Origin of the sequence: Planctellipticum variicoloris, assembly GCF_030622045.1 — a bacterium.
GTDB classification, from domain to species: domain Bacteria; phylum Planctomycetota; class Planctomycetia; order Planctomycetales; family Planctomycetaceae; genus Planctellipticum; species Planctellipticum variicoloris.
Map to the genome: position 1 here is coordinate 3,886,037 of NZ_CP130886.1, position 23,283 is coordinate 3,909,319.

General features: G+C 64.3%; 19 protein-coding genes. 9 read left to right on the forward strand and 10 right to left on the reverse strand.

Annotation, left to right across the window (positions count from 1 at the left end):
* Nucleotides 1–30: 30 nt before the first annotated feature.
* The 3 genes from SH412_RS15140 to SH412_RS15150 are packed head-to-tail and all read left to right on the forward strand — an operon-like array spanning nt 31 to nt 4,836.
* Complete coding sequence (locus SH412_RS15140; RefSeq protein ID WP_336518851.1) at nt 31–2,937, forward strand: WD40 repeat domain-containing protein; 2,907 nt, start codon at nt 31–33, stop codon at nt 2,935–2,937.
* Complete coding sequence (locus SH412_RS15145; RefSeq protein ID WP_336518852.1) at nt 2,930–3,946, forward strand: DUF1559 domain-containing protein; 1,017 nt, start codon at nt 2,930–2,932, stop codon at nt 3,944–3,946. Before SH412_RS15140 ends, SH412_RS15145 begins: the two co-directional genes overlap by 8 nt.
* 47 nt (nt 3,947–3,993) lie before the next feature.
* Complete coding sequence (locus SH412_RS15150) at nt 3,994–4,836, forward strand: DUF1583 domain-containing protein (RefSeq protein ID WP_336518853.1); 843 nt, start codon at nt 3,994–3,996, stop codon at nt 4,834–4,836.
* 79 nt (nt 4,837–4,915) lie between these two features.
* Here SH412_RS15150 and SH412_RS15155 read toward each other — a convergent pair whose 3' ends face one another.
* Nucleotides 4,916–5,191, reverse strand: a complete 276-nt coding sequence (locus tag SH412_RS15155; protein WP_336518854.1) for a hypothetical protein — start codon at nt 5,189–5,191, stop codon at nt 4,916–4,918.
* Between the two features lie 299 nt (nt 5,192–5,490).
* Nucleotides 5,491–5,628, reverse strand: coding sequence for a hypothetical protein (locus tag SH412_RS15160; protein ID WP_336518855.1), 138 nt, complete (start codon nt 5,626–5,628; stop codon nt 5,491–5,493).
* 475 nt (nt 5,629–6,103) lie between these two features.
* Between SH412_RS15160 and SH412_RS15165 the strand changes: the two genes are divergently transcribed.
* The 5 genes from SH412_RS15165 (at nt 6,104) to SH412_RS15185 (ending at nt 11,906) form a co-directional block, all read left to right on the forward strand.
* Nucleotides 6,104–7,315, forward strand: a complete 1,212-nt coding sequence (locus tag SH412_RS15165) for a hypothetical protein (RefSeq protein ID WP_336518856.1) — start codon at nt 6,104–6,106, stop codon at nt 7,313–7,315.
* Nucleotides 7,308–8,828 carry a J domain-containing protein gene (locus SH412_RS15170; protein ID WP_336518857.1) on the forward strand — a complete coding sequence of 507 codons (1,521 nt, stop codon included), beginning with the start codon at nt 7,308–7,310 and terminating at the stop codon, nt 8,826–8,828. Before SH412_RS15165 ends, SH412_RS15170 begins: the two co-directional genes overlap by 8 nt.
* Before the next feature lie 135 nt (nt 8,829–8,963).
* Nucleotides 8,964–9,737, forward strand: a complete 774-nt coding sequence (locus tag SH412_RS15175) for a hypothetical protein (RefSeq protein WP_336518858.1) — start codon at nt 8,964–8,966, stop codon at nt 9,735–9,737.
* Between the two features lie 159 nt (nt 9,738–9,896).
* A complete protein-coding gene (gene larC, locus SH412_RS15180; RefSeq protein ID WP_336518859.1) occupies nt 9,897–11,207 on the forward strand; it encodes a nickel pincer cofactor biosynthesis protein LarC in 1,311 nt (436 codons plus the stop codon).
* 222 nt (nt 11,208–11,429) lie between these two features.
* Nucleotides 11,430–11,906 (forward strand): hypothetical protein, encoded by a 477-nt coding sequence (locus SH412_RS15185; RefSeq protein WP_336518860.1) that lies wholly within the window; start codon nt 11,430–11,432, stop codon nt 11,904–11,906.
* 349 nt (nt 11,907–12,255) lie between these two features.
* On the opposite strand, the gene SH412_RS15190 is transcribed toward SH412_RS15185, so the two are convergent.
* Nucleotides 12,256–13,335 (reverse strand): DUF1501 domain-containing protein, encoded by a 1,080-nt coding sequence (locus SH412_RS15190; protein ID WP_336518861.1) that lies wholly within the window; start codon nt 13,333–13,335, stop codon nt 12,256–12,258.
* A gap of 807 nt (nt 13,336–14,142) precedes the next feature.
* Here SH412_RS15190 and SH412_RS15195 point away from each other — a divergent pair.
* Nucleotides 14,143–15,522, forward strand: coding sequence for a glycerate kinase type-2 family protein (locus SH412_RS15195; protein ID WP_336518862.1), 1,380 nt, complete (start codon nt 14,143–14,145; stop codon nt 15,520–15,522).
* Here SH412_RS15195 and SH412_RS15200 read toward each other — a convergent pair.
* The 7 genes from SH412_RS15200 to aroE form a co-directional block, all read right to left on the reverse strand.
* Nucleotides 15,509–16,774 carry an HD-GYP domain-containing protein gene (locus tag SH412_RS15200; RefSeq protein ID WP_336518863.1) on the reverse strand — a complete coding sequence of 422 codons (1,266 nt, stop codon included), beginning with the start codon at nt 16,772–16,774 and terminating at the stop codon, nt 15,509–15,511. The two genes, SH412_RS15195 and SH412_RS15200, sit on opposite strands and share 14 nt — an antisense overlap.
* A gap of 214 nt (nt 16,775–16,988) precedes the next feature.
* Nucleotides 16,989–17,879, reverse strand: a complete 891-nt coding sequence (locus SH412_RS15205) for a DMT family transporter (protein ID WP_336518864.1) — start codon at nt 17,877–17,879, stop codon at nt 16,989–16,991.
* A 33-nt stretch (nt 17,880–17,912) separates the two neighbouring features.
* A complete protein-coding gene (gene hisA, locus SH412_RS15210; RefSeq protein WP_336518865.1) occupies nt 17,913–18,656 on the reverse strand; it encodes a 1-(5-phosphoribosyl)-5-[(5-phosphoribosylamino)methylideneamino]imidazole-4-carboxamide isomerase in 744 nt (247 codons plus the stop codon).
* Between the two features lie 253 nt (nt 18,657–18,909).
* Nucleotides 18,910–19,515: an imidazole glycerol phosphate synthase subunit HisH gene (hisH, locus tag SH412_RS15215; RefSeq protein WP_419555810.1), complete on the reverse strand. Its 606-nt coding sequence runs from the start codon at nt 19,513–19,515 to the stop codon at nt 18,910–18,912.
* Between the two features lie 137 nt (nt 19,516–19,652).
* Complete coding sequence (locus SH412_RS15220; protein ID WP_336524165.1) at nt 19,653–20,978, reverse strand: prepilin peptidase; 1,326 nt, start codon at nt 20,976–20,978, stop codon at nt 19,653–19,655.
* The gene (locus SH412_RS15225; protein ID WP_336518867.1) at nt 20,978–21,514 is read right to left on the reverse strand and encodes a shikimate kinase; all 537 of its coding nucleotides are present in this window, start codon (nt 21,512–21,514) and stop codon (nt 20,978–20,980) included. The genes SH412_RS15220 and SH412_RS15225 overlap by 1 nt, the downstream gene beginning before the upstream one ends.
* A 63-nt stretch (nt 21,515–21,577) precedes the next feature.
* Nucleotides 21,578–23,059, reverse strand: coding sequence for a shikimate dehydrogenase (aroE, locus tag SH412_RS15230; RefSeq protein WP_336518868.1), 1,482 nt, complete (start codon nt 23,057–23,059; stop codon nt 21,578–21,580).
* Nucleotides 23,060–23,283: the final 224 nt, after the last annotated feature.

The window sequence follows — 23,283 nt, forward strand, 5'->3', positions numbered from 1 at the left end:
CACTTCAACGGCCATCGGGAATCTGTGGTGATGCGTTTCTCACCGATGCGTGCGCTGAGAGTGTCGTCTGACGGAACATACGTCGGCGTCGTTCGCCGAGTGAATCAGAACGGCGATTTGCTGCAGGTCTGGGATGTAGCCGCGGGGCAACTGATCCACGCAATCTACGAGCCTCTCGGAGTGACTGCCGTCGCGTTCGCTCCCGAAAGTCGGAGTCTCGCTTACGGAGCCGGGGACGCCAGCGTCATCCTGCAGCCGCTTCCGACGGGAGCGGCCTCACGGTGGAAGTCGCATCGGCTGACGATTGGCGATCTCGCGTTTTCACCCGACGGGACGCAGTTGGCCAGCTTCGGCCATGACAATCGCCTGATCGTGTGGGATGTCGCTCGCGCGACTGCGATTGCGGAGGCGACCGATGCGAATGCTCGCTTCGCACTCCAGGTGAAGTTTGCGGGGGAGGACCGACTCTGGACCCGGAGCAACGACGGCTTGATCCGCTGGTACGACTTCAAGGCTCATACGCTGGTGCTCAGTCAAGAAGTGAAGCTGCCAGCAGACGCACTGCGGGTGGCTGCCGCTGATGACGCGAGACTCTACGGATTCCAACCGGGCCAGAGTCTCCTGATCGTTGATGCCGCCACCGGACGCGAGATCCCCGGGCCGACCGTCGGCTCCGCGGACCAGTTGGGAGGCGTCACGGCGATTGCCGTTGCCAGCGCATCGCACGATGTCGCCGTCTGTACGACGGCGGGAGAACTGACGCTCTGGACCGGAGGCGATCCCGCCAGGACGAAATCCTGGACTCTCGGGACAAAACTCGTCGTAGCGCTCGCCGGCGATCCGAATGGTCGGGTCTGGTCGATTTGCACTGCCGGCGGCGGGCTCCTCGTATTTGATCGCGATCATCCCGAAACGCCGCAATGGTTCGAACCCGAAGAGACCGGGACTTTCGAGTCATCGGTTGCTCCCCGCTTCAGCCACGACGGGACCGTGGTGGCCTCCCTGCGAGATCCACAGACCGTTGTCCTTTCCGAGATTGCGTCCGGGCTGACGCGACAGCGGATCACTCGCCCGCACTCCGGCGAAAACTCGCCAGTGGCAATGGTCACCTCGCTATTGCCGGGCCGCAAGGCGGTCGTCTATTGCGGGACCAGCGCCGGCGCGGTGGAGGTTCTGCAGACGGAGCAGAACGCTTCACCCTCCACAGTAACCGTTGCTCAGTCGGCGATCACGGCCCTTGCCGAATCGCCCGACGGACAACACCTGCTCGTCGGCGCTGCCGACGGCGCGACGATCTGGATCGATCCGGCGCAGGCGTCACGTCGGAAGCTGCATCGCGCGCATGCAGCCCGTATTGGAGCTGCGGAAATCTCCGCCAGCGGACGGTGGGGCGCAACCGGCAGCGACGACACCACTGTTGTGCTGTGGAATGCGACAACGCAATCTCAGCATCTGACGTTGCGCGGCCACGAGTACCCCGTCCAGTCCGTGGCGTTCAGCCCGGACAGCGGCTGGCTGGTCAGCGGCGATCAGAGGGGACACTTTATCCTATGGGAAGCTCCGACTGGTCGGCAGATCTGGTCGGCGACGTTGCGCGACGCGCTCGTGCAACGGCGCGCCGATCCTGCAACCGGGACTGAAGTCTGGACTCCGCAGGCCGCATTCTCCGAGTTCTTCGGTCCGAACTTTTCCGGCGGAGTGCGCGATCCTCAACAGGCAGACGAGGCTGCGGAACCGTCCAAGACTGATTCCGACATGCCAGTCGGAGACGCGCAGCCTGCGTCCCGCGAGATGGAAGATCCTGCGGTCAGCGCGAGAGGCCGCGGCATCGTGGCGTTGGCATTCAGTCGCGACCAGCGCGTGCTGGCGGTCGGGACATCCTCGGGATACACGCAAACCTTCGATCTCATCGGCCGTCGCGAATTGTCTCCGGTGTTTCATCAGTCGCCGATTGGCGATCTGGTCTTCAGCACGGATGTCGCGTCGTTGCTGGTGGCGACAGGGGCGGGCGATGTGACGCGGTGGCGGCGTGCTCCTGACCCGCCGCGGCTGCTGGCGGCGCATCGGGGACGCGTACACTTTGCGGCCCTCGATTCCACTGGCCGCAGAGCAGTGACAGGAGGCGTCGACAAGACGCTCAGAGTCTGGGACGTCGATCAGGGGGCTCTGGTCGAGCCGTTCGAAAACGACGGAGAAGCCGTCGCTACCGGAGCACTCTCGCCGGACGGTCGGCGGGCTGTCACATGCGGTTACGGTTCGGGCGTTGTGTTCTGGGATCTCGTCGCGATGGCACGGCTCGGCAAGCGATTCGGCCACGCGAAACGAGTCCACGCGCTCGCATTCTCCGCCGACGGCAATACTGTGGCGTCGGGCGGTGACGATCGGACGGTGAGAGTCTGGGATTTTGCCACGCAGAAGACCAGGCATGTTATCTCGCACGATGCCGCCGTTCGCTTTATCGCCTTTACGCCGGACGGCGACAAACTCCTGACAGCGACGATCGACCCGCGAAGCTGGCAGTTTCCGGCCCGCCTGCGTCTCTGGGAAACCTCGACCGGCAGGTCGGTGATGGAATTCTCCGGACATCGCGTGGCCGTCACCGGGGCTGCTTTCAGCGCGGATGGACGAGAACTGACATCGTGCGGTGCGGACGGACAAGTCTGCCGCTGGAATACCACGTCCGGCGAACTGCTCAGCGACACATTTCGACCGAACGGTCTGTCGCATGCGGGCCTGGTCTGCGGCGGTCAATGCCTCGTCATGCGACGCTTTAACGACGGAATCTCTGTCGATCATGCGAGTTCGTTGGCGCGACTGGCGGAGATCGATGTTTCCACGCGCGCAGTCAGCGATCTGAATGTGGCGGGGCGAGGAAACCGCATCATTGCCGGCACCGAAGAGGGAGCGGTCTACGTGTGGAGCCTGAACCATGAATGAAACGGATCGGCGGGGATTCACATTACTGGAGTTGCTCGTAACGCTGGCCGTGATCGGTATTCTGGTTGCGCTCCTGCTGCCGGCCGTGCAGGTCGCCCGCGAGGCGGCTCGGAGAATGAGTTGTGCGAACAATTTGTCGCAGATCGGCGTCGCGCTCCACAACTACCATGATGTTCATCGGGTGCTGCCGTTCGGCTGCGGAACCGACTACGACGGGATCGTGTCTTCTCTGGGAACCCTGGCGGACCGCCGCTATTCCGCGCATTCGCAGATTCTGCCGCAGCTCGACCAGGCGAATGTTTATCAACAGATCGATTTCCAGGTGGCGCCGTTCCATCCCTACGTCAACTCCGGCGCCTACGATCCGGCCTGCATCGCGAGCGGGGGACTGAGCGCCACCAACGGGCCTGCGGCCGTCGCGAAGATCAGCTCGTTTGTATGTCCGTCGGACATCGACCGATTGCAGAGCGTGTGGGGGCACAACAACTACCGCTCGTGTAACGGCGGCGGTTGGCACGGTCGGAACGGCAACGGAATGTTCGGGCAGAACAGCAGCGTACGACTGGGCGACGTCACCGACGGACTGTCGAATACCGCCATGTTCAGCGAACGCTGCAAAGGAACCTGGGATCATGACATCTTCGATCCTCTGGCGGACATCTATGATGCGGCCGGGATCTGGAGCGAGGAGACGTTTCGCGATCACTGCCTGAGCCTCGCGCCCCAGCAGGCTGCAGCCTACCATCAGAACGTGGATTCCGGGCAGAACTGGCTCGAAGCCAACTTCAACTGGACCCGGTACAACCATCTGGCGCCGCCCAATCACGTCAGTTGCAAGAACGGATTCACCTGGGACGGCGTTGGCATGGCGGCCTCCAGCCGGCATGCCGGCGGCGTCAACGTCCTGTTCGGCGATGGCCGGGTTCAACTTGTCAGCGAGTACGTCGATCCTGCGACCTGGCGCGGGCTCGGAACGATTCGCGGCAGTGAAACACTGAATGACTATTGAGCCGGGCAATGCGTTGTGTTTGCAAATTCTGAACCGGAGCCTCCTGCATGATTGCAAAACTGCTGCTGACGGGTTCCCTCATCCTTTCAGCATCGGCCCTGCAAGCCGAGAATTATGCGTGGGATTTCCGGAATGGTCACTTCGACAATCTGTCGCTGGTTCCGATGGGAACCGGGGCTGTGAAACTGCTGCAGCCAGACAAGGACGGGCTGCGGATTTCGGCCCCTGCCGGCTACAACGTGAGAACGGTAGGATTCTCGCCCCGGTTCAAGATCCATGGCGATTTCGAGCTGACGATCGAGTATACGATCGCGAATCGCACGCCGCCGGAGAGCGGCTTCGGAAGCGGTCCGAGCCTGTATTTTTCAACCGGTTCGACGGACGCCGCCGCCGCGTCGCTGGGGCGACTGCTCCGTCCCGACGGCCGCGACATCTATGGCGTGTTCGCCGCCCGTGTGGAAGACGGAAAGCGAATTCCAACCGCCAGGCTGTTTGACGTTCCGGACGCCGCATCCAGCCGCACGGGCCGTTTGCAGCTCAGGCGGCTGGGGAATCAGATCGATTATTCGGTCGCCGACGGTCTTGATTCTCCACTGCGCTCGCTGGCGTCCCTCGTCGTCAGCGATGACGACGTGTCGCTCGTACGCATCGGCCTTTCGCAAAGCGACGAGCGTTCGGCCGCCTCCATGGTGCTTCACAGCGTTCGCATCGAAGCCGACGAACTGCCGCATCTCCCCTCCGAGCAGTCGCGAACCGCGCAGCTCTATCGGCCGCGCTACCAGCCTCCGCCGCCGCCGCGTTCCTACCGCTGGCTGTGGCAGTCCCTGCTGGCTCTCGGGTTCACCGGAGTTCTGGCGGCGTGGATCTGGAAGCGACGCCAGTCATCATGAGTTGAGATCGTCGTTTCAGGAACTTTCAGTCTCCCCTTCGCCAACCCGCGCAAAGCGCGTTCGGCGCTTCCCGGCGACTCTACCGCCCGAGTTCCAGGCCCGACAGCCGTTCCGACGCGTGCACAAAGTGCCTGAGTCGGCCGACGACTGGCCGCCAGAGGATTGCCTGGACGTGATCCGGCATGAGGGCAAATCCGACGCAGCGTCCGGCAGTCCGTTCCAGCACGAGGTTAAGTCCTCCCAGCACGATCCGCTTCCCGCGATCGTAATCCAGCAGCCAGCGGCGACGATCCGCAGAGAACGTCACGAAGTGAGCGTACTGTTCATCGTCGATGATCCGTCGCCGGCCGGACATGGCGACCGCTCGCGGGATGCTTCGAGTTCTCGAATGCTGACATGATGCCGCTACGAGAAGCACCGTGTCGCGGCCATTCACTTCGACCCGTCAGCCTCCTGTGACGTTGCCACACGGGCAGGTCGAAGACGCACGACCTGCGCCAACCCGGCCGTTGTGAGGTCGGGCGGTACGGTCGACATGTCGGGCGGGAATGACGGCGGCGGGGAGGAGCGATGCATTGCAAATTGCAAAATGGAAGAGAGGGCGCGCGGAGGTGCTTGGCGCGCAGCGCGAGCGCGGCCTGCGGGGAGGCTTTCTCAATAAGCGACCGGCTCGGACGCGGCGGAGCGGGTTGTTGAGATCCGCTCCACCGCATCCTTTGAGCTGACGTTGATCAGGTGGCGGGTTTTGAGGCCCGCGTCGTCCGGGAAGGACTCTCGACGTCGAGCGCGCACGGGGTGCGCTCCCTCGGCCGGGCCTTGCGGCTCGACCGTGGTGGGCCCTGACCAGGCCCGCTGGCCGGCGGGGATTCGCTCGAGCGCTCCGGGTTGCCCCATTGCGTGCATGCATGTCGTTTCCCACGCCGACGTCACGCACGTTCACTCTGGTACGGGAGATTTTCAAGAGCAGTTTGGCAGTTTTTTGCAAAAATGTGGAAATTTGTCCCCTGCGACTATGACGAGTGAGACGGAACCACGAATTTCACGAATCAACACGGGTGAGAAGACGAGGCGGAGCCTCGGAAGAAGCATTCCCAGGCGGAGCCTGGGGACGAGGTCAGTGAGGGTGAAAACAATGGCGTTTGCGCAGCCCGTGCGGAGCCTGATTCCGTGGTTTTCTGCGGGTCTGTGGCTGCGTATACTGTGTGTCGCAACGCTGTTTTGAGGCCGGGAGCCTGGAGAGTTGTGACGGTCGTGGGCGGGGGCTGGGATGTCGAGCGAGCAGTCTGCGGAGCTACCGTCGGAGGCGACTGCGGAAGTCCGTGCGGGCTGTCGCGACGTGGAACTGGCCTGGGCGCGCGAGCAACTGCACGTTGAGACTGACGGCCCGGAAGGCGTCTGGCAGTCGTTGCAGCGCTGCGGCTTTCTGCCGGATGGGGCGCAGATTGCGGCGCTGGAGATTCTGGCGGGGACGGCCCCGCTGGAATGTTCGCCGGCGACGGCGGACTATCGGCGGCTGGCTCGGCGTGAAGCCCTGCAATGCGAGATCGAGGCCTTTGCTGGTCGTTTCTTTGAGCATTCGCCGCCGGAACGGGATGCGGTCTGGCGGGACTTGCGGGAGCGTTGCGGGGAGTTTCCAGGGCTGGCATTACGACTTGAGCAGTTCCGGATCGGTTTGTCGGTCGAGCTCTTGACAGAGCGTGCGCTGATTCCGGCGGAGAGGGCGTTGATCGCCAGCTTTATGGCGCCGCCGAGTCACAGGCCCGCTTTGCGACGGACGCTGATCGCGGACTTGTGCCGTGAGTCCAGCGAAAAACTTCTGAACGCCCTCGACGACACGGATGTGCGACTGGATCGCCTTGCACCAGAGTTCGTCTCAGCGGCAAGTGCCGCGGCAATTTCGGGTTCTGAACTCAAGGAGTTCGCTGCCGCGCTGGCATCGTCCGACGGCATGGGGATTGCGAGTCGACAGGCAATTTACGATGAAGGCCATGCGGAGCCGTCGCGAGCGATGGCAGACGTGGTCAGTCTGGGAGGCTTCGTCTTCCAACGCTGGATCATGCTGCTGATCTTCGTGTTATCGGTATTGCTGCTGGCGTTGCGGGACTGGATACCGCGACGACATACGTACGGGATTCCCGCGCGCGACGCGGTCGAGTCGCCGACGGAACGTGAGAGTCAACGGTCGCGATTTGCACCGAATTCCCGGGCGAGTCGAATTCACGAGTACGGGATTGCTCTCGAAAAAGACGACCGGCGCAGCCGGCTCGGACTCGGGCCACGGTATCGCGTGCTCGGTCCAGGCCGCGTGGAAACTGTCGACACGGGGGAGTTGATTCGGATGGGATTCGATCCGGAAACGTCGATTCGCCGCGGGATCGAGCGACGCGCCCAGGCGTCGACTTCACACGTCCCTCCAACTCCAACTGCGGGGAATCGCGATTTGCCGGAAGCCACGGGACGGGAGGACGCCGATGACTGAACACCATCTTCCCGATGACATTTCCGATTGGCCCACGAATCCTTATGAGTTGCTCGGAATTCCCTGCGACGCCGATCGCGACGTCATTCGTCGGGCTTACGTGAAGCTCATCCTTCGATACAAGCCGGAACGGTTTCCCGCGGAGTTCCAACGGATTCGCAAGGCATATGAACGCGTCCGGCAACAGACTCCGCGGCGACTGGCGAGCTGGGATCTGCCGTTCCCTTCGATCGAAGCCCTGTTCCCGCAGGAGCCGGAGTCATCTCGGAATGCCGATCCCTTTGTGCAACAGCCGTCGGACAGAATCGACCGGCAGCCCGAAGCGATAGGACAGCCTGATCCGCTGCTTTCACAGCGGATCGCTGCCGCGTGGCAACTGGCGGTTGATGGTCAGCCGAGCGAGGCTTACCAGCAGTTCGTCGAACTCGGACGGCATTCGCCGGAGCACGAGGGAATTGCGATCCGGCGTTACTGGCTGGTCCGTCTCGCGCCGCAGGTCGCTCCGGACGCGACACCGCTGGAGATGCTTTTACCCCACGTCCGCGCGATGGGGCTGAGTGGACTCTTCGGACAGTTATTCCTGGCCGAATTGGTCCGCCAGCCGGAAGCAGCATTCGGCGAGTCGTGCTTGGAGGTCCTGCGTGACGCCCGCAGTACGCTCTGGCGACGGTCAATCTTCCGGATTCGCTGGCATGCCGCCGCAATTGACGATCGGTGGATTATTATTGATCAGGATCTCGATGAACTTCGACAGCTCTCGCCGCTGGATTCAACGCCTTGGCTGTGGGGACATCTCGATGCATTGGCCGTCTGCTTGAAAATCCGTACTGACGCAGCCCGCGAACGGGCGCTGGCCTATCTGGAGGTACTGCACAAACACAATGACTGGTCGCACGAGGCGATCCAGGTGGCGGTGGAAGAGATCGATTGGATGCTGCAGGAGTCTCGGACTCTGCCGGACTGGTGTCCGTCGCAGTCCGGGCGTCAGACGGCAAACGCGTTCCAGTGGGCCGATTTGACCGGGATCGTCACGGCAGATGAAATGGATTCGGCCGGTCTGAGATTGAAGCTGGAACCGCTGCTGGCCGATTGGGTTCGCAATCCGGCAGGCGGACTGAGGGATCTGGACTCGCTGTACCAGTCCTTCCCGGCGCACGCAGTTCGATTGAATCAGTTCGTCGGCGAATTGCTCTTTGAAGGTTCGACGGTTCGCTCGACGCTGAGTGGCGGCAACTTACGTCAGGCGGTGCTGGAAGACCTGTTTCACGAACGCCGGCTGCGGCGGCCCACTTTTCAATTGAACGCCGCCGACTTTCGATCGGGCGTCCTGCTGTTCTGCGTCGAAGAACGGGTGGACCTGGAGCCGGTGGCGCTGACGCTCCACGAGCTCATGCCGAATCTCCCCTGGGACTGCGAATTTCACCCGCTCAGGCTGGAGGGGGATGATGCGCTGCGAACGGTGATTCGCGGATGTCTGGCGTTGTGGGATGAACCGGCGGTGGGAATGCCTTGACCTCCTGATCCGGCGAGACGCGGCCGAACCTGCCCCCGCGAAAGCCGGTCTGTCCTTGTCAGGATGCGGCGAGTGGTCGACAATGCCCGCACGGATAGGGCTCCTGGATGGAACGCGTTCTGGATTGCGGATGACATGTCGATCGATCTGGCGGAAAAGCTGAAGCGCACGCTGACCGGGAAATTTGTGGTCGTGGACGGCGCGGTGCCGGAACTGCGGCGGTTCGCCGCCCGGACCGGCCTGGTCAAGACCGTCAATATGAACTGCCGGGCGCTGGTCGAGTTCGATGGCCCGGCGGACGTCGGCTGGTACGATATCGATCCGACGTTTCTGACCGTGGTGGACGCCCCGCCGCCCAAACCGACTCCGGCGGCGGCGAAGGCTGCGGAAAAGGCCGAGGCGGCAATCGCTGCGGGGGCTCCAGCGACGCCCACGGCGGCGGTCAATCCGCTGGATGCGATCCGGAAACAGGGGGCGGCCAAGCCGGCGACGCCGGCGGCCTCCCCCCCTTCCCCGCTGGATCTGATCCGCCAGCAGGGAGCTGCGAAGGCCGAGGCCGAGGCGACGCCGGCCGCGAAGGGTCCTTCGCCTCTCGAACTGATCCGGAAGCAGGGAGCTGCGAAACCGACGGAGCCGGTCGATTCGATTCCGACCGCGGCTCCGTCGCCGCTGGATCTGATCCGGAAACAAGGGGCGGCGAAGCCGGCCGAGGCGCCTCCCGCTCGGGCAGAACCGGCGGCGAAACCGAGCCCGCTGGACCTCATTCGGAAGCAGGGAGCTGCGAAGGCCGCCGTCGAGAAGGCCCCTGCAATAGAGCCCGCAGTCCCGGACGTGCCGGCCGATCCTCCGGCTGCGAAACCTTCGATTCTGGACCAGATTCGCCAGCAGGGTGGTGCCAAGCCGCAATAAACTGGGCGGTTTGAGATTTGGTGTTTGAGATTTGGAGCTTCCTGCCGGGGGTTCGCTCTGGCTGAACGGGCCTAAGTCGTTACAATGCCGGCGTTTGGTGCCGCAGGTCCGTCGGGCTCGCGGCTCCGCCTTGAATTCCAGAGCGATCGGATCGGTTTCGTGAGAATTGCGTATCTCGACTGCGCCAGCGGCATCAGCGGCGACATGATGGTGGGGGCCCTGATCGACGCGGGCGTCGATGTTTCCGCGATCAGGAAGGTCATCGACTCCCTCCGGCTGCCGGGGGTGGAAGTCGAAGTGAGCGACGTGCAGCGGTGCGGCTTCCGGGCGGTGAAGTTCGACGTCCGGCATCCGGAACAGCACGCGCACCGGCATCTGACGGACATCCGCCAGATTCTGGATCGCTCGCCGGTCATGACGGAGGATCAGCGCGAGCTGGCGCTGAACATTTTTGAGGCGATCGCGCAGGCCGAGGGGACCGTGCATGGCATGGACCCGGAGAAGGTCCATTTTCACGAAGTCGGCGCGATCGACTCGATCGTGGACATCGTGGCGGCGGCGGTCGGTTTCGATCTGCTGGGGGTCGAAGAGATCCTGTGTACGTCGGTGCCGACCGGGCGGGGTTCGGTGAACATCGCTCACGGGGTGTGCGCGGTGCCGACGCCGGGGACGGCGGAGCTTTTGAAGGGGATTCCGCTCCGCGACGTGCCGATCGAGGCGGAGCTGACAACGCCGACCGGGGCGGCGATTCTGCAGGTGATGGTCGACCGGTTCGTCGACGGGCTGCCGGAGCTGACGCTGGAGACTGTCGGGCACGGGGCCGGGACGAAGGATTTCAAGCAGCAGGCGAACATTCTGCGGCTGTTCATCGGCGAGAAGGCGGACGACCCGACGTTCGACGAAGTGGTGCTGCTGGAGACGAATCTGGACGACGTCTCGGCGGAGATCATCGGGTATACGAAGCGACGGCTGCTGGCGGCCGGGGCGCTGGATGTCTATTCGACGTCGATTCAGATGAAAAAGGATCGACCGGGGACGATGCTGAGCGTTATCGCCGAGCCGGGGGACGTGCAGGAGCTGGAAACGATTCTGTTCGAAGAGACGGAGACGTTCGGCATCCGGCGGATTCCGGTCCGGCGGTCAAAGCGGGAACGGACGTCGTTCACGCTGGAAACCGACTGGGGGGACGTGAAGGGGAAGCTGGGCTGGCGACCGGGCGAGGCGGCGGTGTTTACTCCCGAGTACGAGGATTGCGTCAAGATCGCGAAGGCCAACAACGTGCCGTTGCGGGAGGTCTACCGCGTGGTGGAAGCGACCTTCCTGCTGGAAGCGGGCGAGGATGAAGACGAGGACGAGGAAGACGGCGAGCCGGGGCATGATCACGACCACGATCATGGGCCGGACTGCGATCATGATCATGATCATGGGCACGATCACGACCATGACCACCGGCATGACCATGATCATTAAGGTTCACGGATTCGGAGTGAACCACGGATGACACGAATTTGCACGAATGGAATTGCCGGAGCGGTGGTTGTGATCGGTTCGGAGCTTTGCCGAAGCGGTGAGCGACGGACTGGGAGTCGATCCCGTTTGAATCATTTGTGCTGATTCGTGTGATTCGTGGTCAATCCGGGGAATTGCAGTCAGTTCAGACAGAACGAGGGACTTTGCCGAAGGGACTCGGCGATGGGCGACTGGATTCAGACGGGGCTGCTGATCACCGCGGGAGGCGCCCTGATGTGGTCGGTGATTCACGGCAAGCGGCGGTTGCGGCTGAGCCAGCAGAAGGACGCGGTCAAGGACTTTCAGGAAGAGCTGCGGGCCATTGAGGGCTCGGCCCAGGGGCTCGTGCAGCAGATGGAAGTCCGGCTGCACGACGAAATGCGCGCGGTCGAGGGGCGGATCGATAACCGCCTGACCGTACTGGACCAGCTCATTCTGGACGCCGACCGGGAGATCCAGCGGCTGACGGTGCTGCTGACAGAATCGCGGCGCGCAACGCTGATCGACCGCGAGCTGACCGCGGAAGAGACGCAGCGGGTACTGGATCTCGCCGAGGTGGGCTTCGACGGGAAATCGATCGCCCGCTCACTGGGAATCGCGGAACCACGGGTGACCGAGGTGCTGCGTCAGTGGGAACCGCCGGAACAGCAAGCCGCCTGACCGCCGCCGGGGGCAGCCCCGCTGCCGACCGGCGTGGCCGGTTTGTGCCGACTCAGAGCTGGGTTGGGCGTGGATGCCGCGTACGGCTGCGATGGATGGTGGCGAAGCGAGATTCATTCGCCTCGTTCCCAGGCGGGAGCCTGGGAATTCCGTCTTCGGACGCTCTGCGTCCTTCGGGTTGGCGCCTCGTTGGCGGTCAGACGGCAGTCGAGGCGGAGCCTCGGAAGAGGGCGTTCCCAGGCGGGAGCCTGGGAACGAGGACAAAATGCAAATCGCAAATTGGGGGTGCGCGGTTTGGCTCCGGTGGGGAGATGCGCGGCCGCGGGTTGTGATTCTGACTGACGGATTGTTATGACCAGAGGGCGGTGAGGGGCGTTGTGGCGAGGAGCGGGGGCGGATTTTCGCCGGGGCCGTAGGGGAGTTGGTCGCCGGCGATGCCGAACCAGTGGAGCAGCGTGGCGGTGAGCTCGGCGGGTGAGACCGGGCGGTCGAGGGGTGTGGCGGCGGTGGCGTCGCTGGTGCCCCAGACGGCTCCGCCGGTGAGTCCGCCGCCGGCCAGGAGAGCGGACCAGCACTGCGGCCAGTGGTCGCGGCCCTTGCGGTCGTTGATCGTCGGCGTGCGGCCGAATTCGCCCGTGGCGACGACCAGGGTGTCTTGCAGCAGTTCGCGCTCGGCAAGGTCGTCCAGGAGGCCCGCGAGGGCGCGGTCGAACTGCGGGCAGAGGTGGTCGCGGTAGTCGAAGATTGTGCCGCGGCCGACCTGTTCGCCGCCGTGGCAGTCCCAGGTGACGTCGTCGGTCCGTCGATCGAACAAGTTGACGGTGACGCAACGTGTCCCCTGCTCCACTGCCTGGCGGGCCTGCAGCAGGAGCTGGCCGAAGCGTGTGTCTCCGTAGTGCTTACGGAGGAGTTCGCGGTCTTCGTTGGAGGGGGTCGCGGCGGCCAGCGGCTGGTAGTCGTCGCCGAGGAGACCGGCGGTCTGGCCGAGATCGGCGCGTGAGTCGGCAGTATCCAACGGTTGAGGCAGGATTTGGCTGGAGGTCTGATTTCTGGAACGACCGCCGTAACGGGCGACGACGGAGCTCCAGTGGGGAAAGGTCTGGCCGCGACGGGCGAGCTGGCCGGTCTGGAGGAGCTGGAGGCCGGTTTCGTGGAGCGGTGCGAAGTCGTGAGAAAGTGTGCGGATCAGCGAAAAGCGGTCGGCCCGCTGGGCGAGGAGCGGGAGCGTTTCGGAGAGTTGCAGTCCCGGAACGCTGGTGGAAATCGCCCGGAAGGGGCCGCGGATGTGGGAGCCGGCGTCCGGTTTGGGATCGAAGGTTTCGAGCTGGCTGGGGCCGCCGGTCATCAGGACGAAAATGCAGCGGCGGGCGAGATGGGCGGGCCGCCAGCCGGCGAGGGCCGCCTGCTCAGCGAGCGACCAGCCGACCATGCTCAGGCCGCCTGCGCGCAGAAATTCCCTGCGGGAGACGTTGGCTCCACTTGATTGGGGTCCCATCCTGCGACCTTTATTCCATCCTCCACCGATCCAGGCCATCATGTCACTCTAACGCTTCTCCGGAGGCGAGGAAATGGTCTGCCGGTGGGGCGGGGACGGGAAACTGCCCAGACGGCGAGCCGTGCCAAGGAAAGTCATCGACCCGATCCGGGGGAGATGGCAACGGGGAATCGACGCTGGCGGTCGGGGGCGGTCGAGACTGGGCAGGGATGCCGCGGACGCGTATCGTGCCGGAAACGCGGGTCGGGCCGCCTGCGGAAGCTGTTCGGTTTGGCGGCTGATCAAGAGAAGATCTCTCGCGGAGACGCAGAGTTGGCAGAGGCCGCAGAGAAGTCGGGGAAGGCTGAAGATTTCACGCGATGAAGAAATGTCGAATGACGAAGGCGAAATGTCGAAAGAGGGGCGAGAGTCTAAATCGCCGGCCACGATGGTGAGGCGCGCTGACATTGCTCCGTGGACGACACCCCGACCACTTCGAAGACCCTCACTCTGGCCTTCTCCCACTGAAGACAGCGGGAGAGGGGACAAGACTGGATGACGGCCTGATACGGAATCGATGCCGGTGATTTGGAATGTGCCGGGTGTTTCCCCGTTCGCTCGTGCGAGAACCGAAATTTTTCGGCGTGGCGGAGCCTCGCGGCGAAACGAGCGGCCGTCGCGGGTCGACTCGACCTGCATCCGGTCGCGTCTGGAACGCAACACTGGTTCGGCTCCGAGAACACTGCCGGGAAGGCCCTCGCCGTGACGCAATCTGCATTGCTCCGAGACGTCGCTGAACAGATCTGGCGAGCCGGCGTCCGCGCGGTCGACTCGCAGGCTCTGGTCGAGCAGGCGATTCAATGCCGCGGCGATCAACTCGTCGTCTGCGGCGAATCGTGGTCGCTGGCGGGTCTACGCCGGATCATTGTGGTTGGCGGCGGCAAGGCCGGGGCCGGAATGGCGGCCGGCGTCGAGCAGGCGCTCGGACCGGAGGTCGCTGCGGAGAAGTTGACCGGCTGGGTCAATGTTCCGGCAGACTGCGTCCGCGCGCTCGACCGGATTCACCTGCATCCCGCGCGGCCCGCGGGATGCAACGAACCCCGACCGGAGGGGGTGGAAGGGGCGGAGCAGATTCTCGCAATGGCCGGTGACGTCGGTCCGTTCGATCTCTGCCTGGTGCTACTGTCCGGCGGAGGGAGCGCCCTGCTTCCCGCGCCTCGTGGAATCGACCTCCCCGCAAAGCTCGCCCTCACGCGGCTCCTGTCGCGACGCGGCGCCGACATTCACGAACTGAATACCGTTCGCCAGTGCCTGTCGCGGATCAAGGGGGGCGGACTGTTGCGCGCCGGTGGGGGAGGCCCCGTTCGCACGCTGATCATATCGGATGTGATCGGCGATCCGATCGACATCATCGCCTCGGGTCCGACCTCGACGGCCCCGCTCCGCCCGGCCATCGCCCGCGAAATCCTGCAGCGTTATGCTCAGTCCGCCGACGACGTTCCGGAGAGCGTCTGGCGGGCACTCGACGCGTTGCAGGCCGCTCCGCCAGCCGCCATCGATCCGAAGTCCGTCCGGAACACGATCATCGGCAACAATCGCAGCGCCATTGACGCCGCTGCCGTGGCGGCTGCGGCGCTGGGCTGCGAAGTGCGGATTCTCGCCACCGATGAAGCGGGCTTTGCGTCCGACGCGGGTCGGAGGCTGGCGATTGCGGTTCGTGAAATTCAGCGCGAAATTGCCGGGACCGGCCGGCGCATCTGCGGTCTGTCCGGCGGAGAACCGGTCGTGGCACTGACTCCCACCGAACTGCCCCGCTCGGGAGGGCGGAATCAGGAGCTTGTCCTGGCCGCGTGGGAGCAACTGGCTGCCGAAGGTTGCCGTGGTCTGGCCCTGTTGTCGGGGGGGACCGATGGCGAAGACGGTCCGACCGACGCGGCCGGGGCGCTTCTGGACGAAGAAATCGCGGCCCGCATCACGGCGCTCGGGCTCGACGCCGGAGCGTTCCTGGCAATCAACAATTCCTACGAATTCTTCGCGCGCGTCGACGGCCTGCTCAAGACGGGACCGACGCATACCAACGTGATGGACCTTCGCGTGGCAGTCATCGTCGACCCCGTCGCGCCTTCGGCTACATCGTCTTGAGTGCAGGACCGGCCGAGGCGATTTCCACCTCCGGTCGCTGCGAAAGGTCGATCAGCTCAGACTGCTGGCCGCTTTCGGTCCGCGTCACGACCTGGATCACGGGGCGAGTGTAGTTTTCGCGATTGCTGCGGATCACGCGGCCGACGCGGCCATCCTGCAGGCGAACCGTCGAACCGAGCGGAAACAGCGACACGGCATGCAGCAGCGCCCGCGAGGCGCCTGGATCGAAGAGCCCCTTCCGGGTCTCCTGCAGAATCTGCTCGATCGCCCGGTGCGGCGAAATGCCGGGGTCAACCGGTCCGGGAGAGACCATCGAAAGATATGCGTCGGCCACGCCGGCGATTCGGGCCAGCGGATGAATCAACGGCGCCCGCTGCTGCTTCGGGAAACCGCTGCCGTCGAGACGCTCGTGGATCTGCACGGCGACCATTTTGGCCCCCTGCGAGACCTGAGCCTGACTTTCGAGGAGATTCGCCACGAAGAGCGGATGCTTCATGTAATCGAGTTTCTCGGAAAGCGTCATCTCCGCGCGTGGATGGGCGATCGCGCGCGGCAGAGTGAGCAGCCCGGCATCGTGCAGCAGACAGCCGAGACTCAAGTCCAGCAATTCCGGCCGCGAAAGCCCCATGACGGTTCCCATGGCGCTGGCGAGCATCGCCGTCTGCACGCTCTGACGCGTCGGATAGTGATCGTCGACCGGTTGAATGCCTTGTGTCACGTAGAGGTCAATATCTTCCAGGAGCCGATGCAGCCCTTGCACGGAAACTCGCAGGATCTCCCGCGGCTCTACGGTCGAGCCCTGGACCATCCGTTCGAGTGAGCGATCCGTGGCATTCAGCGAGTCGGCAAACGACTCCTGAAACCGCGTGACCGTGGCTCGATCTGGGAGACCGCTGGCTGGATGCATTTCGTGGCAGAACGAGGCTGGCGTCCGCTTCCAGCCGACCGGCATGGCCTCGACAGGTTCCGCGGCTGGCGGGGCGTCGCGGGTGGCGCCGTAATCCGGGCAGATGTTCCGCAGGTCGGATTTGCTGACGAGCACCTGGCTGACGCCGCGCGTCCTCAGCGTTTCGAGCTGCGCTTCGGTCAACTGTTGACCTGCCGCGAGCAGAAACTGCCGCCGGCCGGGCCGTGCATCGAAGATCGGCGAGGTCAGAACGGCGCCCGGCTGCAACCGCGAAACTGCGAGCTGGACGAAGTCCTGCTCCTCCGCTGAACGTGCCGGGCGAGGTGTCGCTGCCGTAACCGCCATGGTGTGCTTACCTTCTGCGCCGATTCCGCGTCCGGCGGATGCCGCCGTCCGGTGAACTGAAGCGGAGAGCGAATCTGTCTCGACGTTTCCCAACGTCATCCGCAAATCTACGTTGCCTTTATCACTCTGCAAATCGGCCGTCTGTAGCCGACGAAGGGTTCCGGAGCGTGTTTGTGGATTGAGGGGATCTCGCCGATGTTCCGGATTGCGCCGATCACGCAGCGTCTGCGACCTGCGACGGCGCCGGTTCGCGATACACCACCCGTACCAGCAGGCCGGCCAGGATCAGGCAGCCCCCCAGAATCGTCGCCCGGTCCACGACTTCGCCCCAGAACAGCCAGACCAGCAGCGGATTGAGCAGCGGCTCCAGCAGTCCGATCAGAACCGCATCCTGCGCGGTCACCTGGCGGATGCCTCGGGCGAACAGAAAGTATGGCAGCGCCATCTGCAGACATCCCAGGGCTGCAATCCAGCCCCACTGGATCGGCATCAGCGAACTTGCCATCCCGGCGGCGCCCGGCAGGAAGAGCAACCCGCTGCAGGCATGGGCCAGAAACACGAGCCCCGCGGCATCCTCCGACCGGAGCCCGCGCAGCGAGAGCACGACCCCCGCGTACGCGACGCCGCTTGCCAGCCCCAGCAGATTTCCCAGAAAGTATTCCCCCCGCCAGCTCTCGGCCACGATGAGGGAGATTCCCAGCAACGCCAGGACCAGTCCCGCAATTCCCGCCCGGTCACTCCGCTCCCGGAGGATCAGCGTGCTGAAGGCGAACACCCAGAACGTGCTGGTACACTGCAGGAAAATCGCCGCCGCCGCCGTGGTCCGGGTCACTGCCGAGACGTACGTCACATTCATTGCGGCGAAGGACAGCAGCAGCGGCGCCAGCCCCCAGCTCCAACGCATCCGTCGCCAGCGGACGAACGGGAGCAGGCAGAACGCCGCGAACAAGACCCGGAAACAGGCCAGCACCGGCCCCCGCTCTTCCAGCGGAATCGCGACGATGGCCGGCGACTTCATTCCCAGCCCGCCGCCGCTCCAGAGGACGACGGCGGCCAGCACAAGCAGCACGCCGGATCGATGGCCGGTCACCTGCGGAGATTGCACGTTCGTTGCGCCTGCGCTGGAAGGAGCGGTCCGTTACGAGGCGTGCGTCAGGGCCACGGCGTCGGCGACGCGGATCACGCCTTCGTAAATCGCGCGGCCGATAATCGCCCCCACGAGCTGCGGCTGCCGCCGACTGATCGCCAGCAACTGCTGCACATCGGCGAGCGTCGTCACGCCTCCGGATGCGATCACCGGGAAACCCCGATCGGCCAGATGTTCCAGGTCCCGCAACGTCCCGGCGTCCAGCCCCTGCATCATGCCGTCGTTTGCAATGTTCGTATAAATCACGGCGGCCAGCGGCAGGCCGCGGAACTGCAGCGCCAGCTCTTCGGCCGGGGTCTGCGAGACGTCCAGCCAGCCTGCGGTCGCGACCATTCCGTTGCGGGCGTCCAGCCCCAGCGCCACCCGTCCCGGATAGCGTTCGACCGCCGCCCGGAACCAGTCGGGCTGCTTGAGCGCCGCGGTGCCGACGATCGCCCGGTCCAGTCCGATCTCCTCGAGAATCAGCTTCAGCGATTCGTCGTCGCGAATGCCGCCGCCGATTTCACACGGAATCGACACGGTCCGCGCGATGGCCCGGAGCGCGTCGACGTTGACCGGTCGGCCGGCCTTGGCGCCGTCCAGATCGACCAGATGCAATCGCGTGGCGCCTTCGTTGGTCCAGCGTTTCGCCATCGCCGCGGGGTCGTCGCCGAAGACGGTTTCCTGGGCGTAGTCCCCCTGCCGCAGCCGCACACAACACCCGCCCCGCAGATCGATCGCCGGCAGAATTTCCATGCTCACAAAACCTCATCTCACAGGGTCCAATTCGCGGACCACGAAGTGCATTCAATGCTTGCTGACCGGACACAGAAGAGGAACCACGAATGGCACGAATCAGCACGAATATCGTGAATGCTGACGTCGTGTCAGCAGCCTTTCGTGGATCGACCGCCACTAGGTCTGTTTCCTGCCGTCAGAGTCCTGGCAGCGCTCCGGGAACCTCATTCATTCGTGTGATTCGTGGTTGTCTCTCGGAAAGTCTTCGCCCTCACAGCCGGGCGAAATTCTCCAGCAGTTTGAGCCCGACTTTCTGGCTCTTTTCCGGATGGAACTGCGTCGCGAACATCCGTCCCCGGGCGACCATCGAGACGAACGGGATTCCATAGTCCGTCCTGGCTGCGATGACCGACTCATCGTCCGGCACCACGTGATAGCTGTGGACAAAGTAGACGGACGCCCCCGCGGGAATTCCCTCCAGCAACGGCTGCCGCCCTACCGGCTCCAGCGAATTCCACCCCATGTGCGGCACTTTCAAATCGGGCAGAGCCGGAAACCGGACGACCTTTCCTGGAATCACTCCGAGCCCGCGCCACTCTCCATCCTCGAAGCTGACGTCGAACAGGAGTTGGAGTCCCAGGCAGATTCCCAGAAACGACTTGTCCGCCTGAATGTGCGCGCGAATCGGCTCGGACAACCCGAGGCGGTCCAGTTCGTGGATCGCATCGCGGAACGCTCCCACGCCCGGCAGCACCAGCTTTTCCGCATCGCGAATCTCGTCGGGCGTGGCAACGATTTCCGCCGCCACTCCCAGACGTTCGAAGGCCTTCTGCACGCTGCGGAGGTTCCCCATTCCGTAGTCGACTATCCGAATCATCGTCTCTCCGATCACTCCACGCCGCCCGTCCGCGGTGGCGTCCGTCATGCTGCAGACACCGGACCGTCGGCACAGGGTTCAGGCCGACAGTCTCCGCCACGACCGGGGCTCCCGGCAAGGGCTGCGGATTGCCGAGTTCAGCGTTTCCAGCGGAATCCCGCGCTTCCCGGTCCGATCCCCTGCCACTGCTGCACATGAGATCGCCCCTGCCCCGCCGCGACACCCGGCCACGCGGCCGGCCGCAGGACCCGGTGACCGGGCGAAACGTCTTTCCCTGCATAGAACGCGAGCTGATCGGCCGAAGTCCACTCCCCCTCCGGTTCCGGGGGATACAGCGGAATCCCGACGAGCCACTTGAGGCCCTGCACCATCCACAAAGAAACCACGAGCAGCCCCACCATGATCAGCGCCAGGATCGGAAACAGCCAGCCGAGCGCAAAGAACCGCTCCGCCGCCGGCCAGAGCCACTGCCACCCGAACAGCAGCGTCACTGCCGCCAGACTCAGATAGGGGCCGTAGGGAATCTCCCGCTCGCGCCTCCAGAGCAACGTCACCGCGACGGCGAGGATCGCAAACAACGGCGCAATGAAGAACACCACGATCGTCGCCTGCCAGCCCAGAAAGCTCCCGATCATGGCCATCAGGATCACGTCGCCGAAGCCCATCGCCTCCTGCCGCAGCACCCAGGCCCCCACCGCCCGGACGATCCACACCACACCGCCGCCGACCACAATCCCCGCCAGACTGGCTGCCAGCCCGTGCCAATGCGGCCACCGGGCAATCCACGCCGGAACCGCCTCGCTGGAAATCCATCCCTGCACGCCCGTCGGCAGCGCCGACTGCAGCAGTCGGGCCATGCTTGGATCGGTGAACCAGACGGGCACCAGCGTCAGGTGCCCGATCGTCACGGCTCCCAGCACGCCGACCAGCATCGCCGGCAGAGTCACGCCGTCCGGAATGATCCGCAGGTCGAAGTCGATGAATGTCGCGACCAGCAGAGCCTCGACCAGCACCGCGTAATAGAAAAACTGGGCGTTCAGCAGCCAGGATTGGGCTCCGAGATTGCCGGCGTAGACCTGCAGCGGACTGTGAGTCCACCACAGACAGCTCTGCTCGGCCGTCGCGCTGTACCCGCCAGGAACGATCGCCGCATACAGCCCTGCCAGCAGCAGACCGTTGAAGGCTTCGATCAGCATGTACCGCATCGAAATGTGATGGCGGCAGAACCGGCAGCGGCCGCCGAGGATCAGCCAGCCGAGGATCGGAATGTTATCGCGGGCCAGAATTCTGCGCCGGCAGAACGGACACGACGACGGGGGGTGATTGAGACCCCGCAACTGGTCCCACAGCCGTTCGTGTTGCGGAATCCGATAGATACACACATTCAGAAAGCTGCCGATCACGGCGCCAAACGTAAAGACGATCAGCAGCATGATCCAGAGCGGCAGACCGGCCAGCGTCATCACGGCCGCACTCCCGCCACATCCGCCGGCAACTGTCGGAGGATCGCCGTGACCGTCTCGTGGAGCGGCCGGTCGCAGGTATCGACGGTGATCGTCGAACACTCCGCGTACAGCGGCGTCCGTACCGCGAGCAACTCCTCGATCTCCTCGACGCCCCCTCTGGCGGTCAGATCGGGGCGTCGCTGCGAGGCGGGGGAGTGGCGCAGGATGCGTTTCGCGATCGTTTCGACGCTGGCTCGCAGCCACACGACGGGGCCGGCCGCCGCGAAATCGGCTCGCGTCTCCGGATTCAGCACCGCCCCCCCCCCGGCGGCCAGCACGAGCCGGTCCCGTTTCAGCAGGTCGACCAGAGTTTCCCGCTCCAGCCGGCGGAACTCCGGCTCACCGTCGGTGGCAAAAATCTCCCGGATCGATCTCCCGGTCCGCTCTTCGAGCTCGACGTCGGCGTCCACCCAGCTCCAGCCCAGTTTCTGAGCCAGTCGCGGCGCCACGGAGCTCTTTCCGCAACCGCGATAACCGATGAGGGTGATGACCATGCCAGCGTCCGGGTGAGTCGACAGCGAAGAGAGGGGATGCTTGAAAACGGCAGTGACGAACTTTCAGTATCGAGCGGCCGAGATCGCCCGCCGGAGCGTCGCTCCCAGCGTTTGCAGGGGAGCGTCGTGCCCGGTAAACAGCTTGAACTGCCCGGCGGCCTGGCGGACGAACATTTCCAGGCCGGAGACGGTCCGGCAGCCGTGCGCCCGCGCCTGCTTGAGCAGCAGCGTGTTTTCCGGGTTATAGATCGTATCGAACACCAGCATGTCGTCCCGCAGCCAGTTTTCCTGAAACGGCGTGTCGTCCATGTTGGGATGCATTCCCACCGGCGTACAGTTCACCAGAATATCGGCAAACTCGACGCCCCGGTTTTCCCACGTCACATGCCGGCAGCCGAGCTCTTCGGCCAGCTTGGCGGTCTTGGAACTTCCCCGGCCGGCGATCTGGAGCACGGCCCCCGCCTTGGACAGCCCCAGTGCGATCGCCCGGGCGACGCCCCCCGAGCCGAGAATCAGCACCCGCTTCCCTTCGAACGTCTCTCCCTCGCGCAGGCCGAGCGTCAGGCAGTCCATTGCCGCCTGATAGTCCGTGTTTTCGGCCTGCCAGGCGTTGCCTGCATCCCGATACAGCGTGTTGGCGGCGCCGATTTCCCGGACCGCCTGAGAGGCTCCGCCGGCATATTTTTCGGCCACGGCTTCCTTGTGCGGAATTGTGACGCTCAAACCCCGGAAATCGAGCCATTCAAACGCATCCAGCACGCCGGAAAGCTGGTCTTTCGCCACGCGGATCGGGACATAGACGCCGTTGAAGCCGATCTCCGCCATCGCGGCGTTGTGCAGCCTGGGGCTCAGGCTGTGCCCGATCGGGTCGCCCAGGACGCCGAAGAGCTGCGTCTCGGAATTGATCCGATCATAGTGGTACAGGTCCCGCATCTCTTCGAACGACAACTGCCCCGGCGCGAGTTCGCGTTCTGCGCTGAAGGTGGCATAGGTGAACGGCGCCCCGTACTTTCCGCACAGGATCCGGCTCATCACACCAAACTCGCCCATGCAGAAGGCGATCGTCGGAACCTTCGAACCCGAGGCGATCTTCAGCAATCGCACACAATCCGCGGGCGAATTCGCCGTCGTTACGATTTTGATGACGTCCGGGTCGCACTCCGTCATCAGATCGTAGAACTCCTCGACATTATCGGGAGTCTCGGAGAAGTTGTGGTAGCTGACGATCCGCTTCGTCTTGCCGTACCGCGGAACTTTTTTCGCGATGTCGTATTCGAGGTCGACGTACTCTGCACCGGAAATGATCGCGGTGCGCAACAGCATCAGCCGCTGCTCTTCCGAGCCGCTCCAGCGGCCCCCGTCGGGAGGCCGGCGGCAGGTCACGACCGTGGGGGTCGGGCGATCCTTCAACAGCCGGCCGACGTCGGGGGCGGTTTTCAGGTAGTCGATCCGCAGCTCGACCAGCTCAGCGCCCCGTTCGGCAAGCGCTTTGTGTTCAGCCAGCACCATGCGGTGACGGGTCCGGGCCAAGCTCACGCAGATCATGGATCGATTTGTCTCACAATTCAGGGCCTGGGCGACGCACCTGCCGTGCGTCTTTACGTTCCCAGCATAACGGTCCCGGCAGACTTCTCGTAGCGTGACACCGCCATGCGAGACCGGTTCCCCTTGCGTCGGTCCGGAATGTGCAACGATTGCACGGATTGACGGGCCGAGTTCTCCAGCAGCTGCCCGCTTCAAGCGTCCGCCGGGTGGCAGGAGCAGGAGCA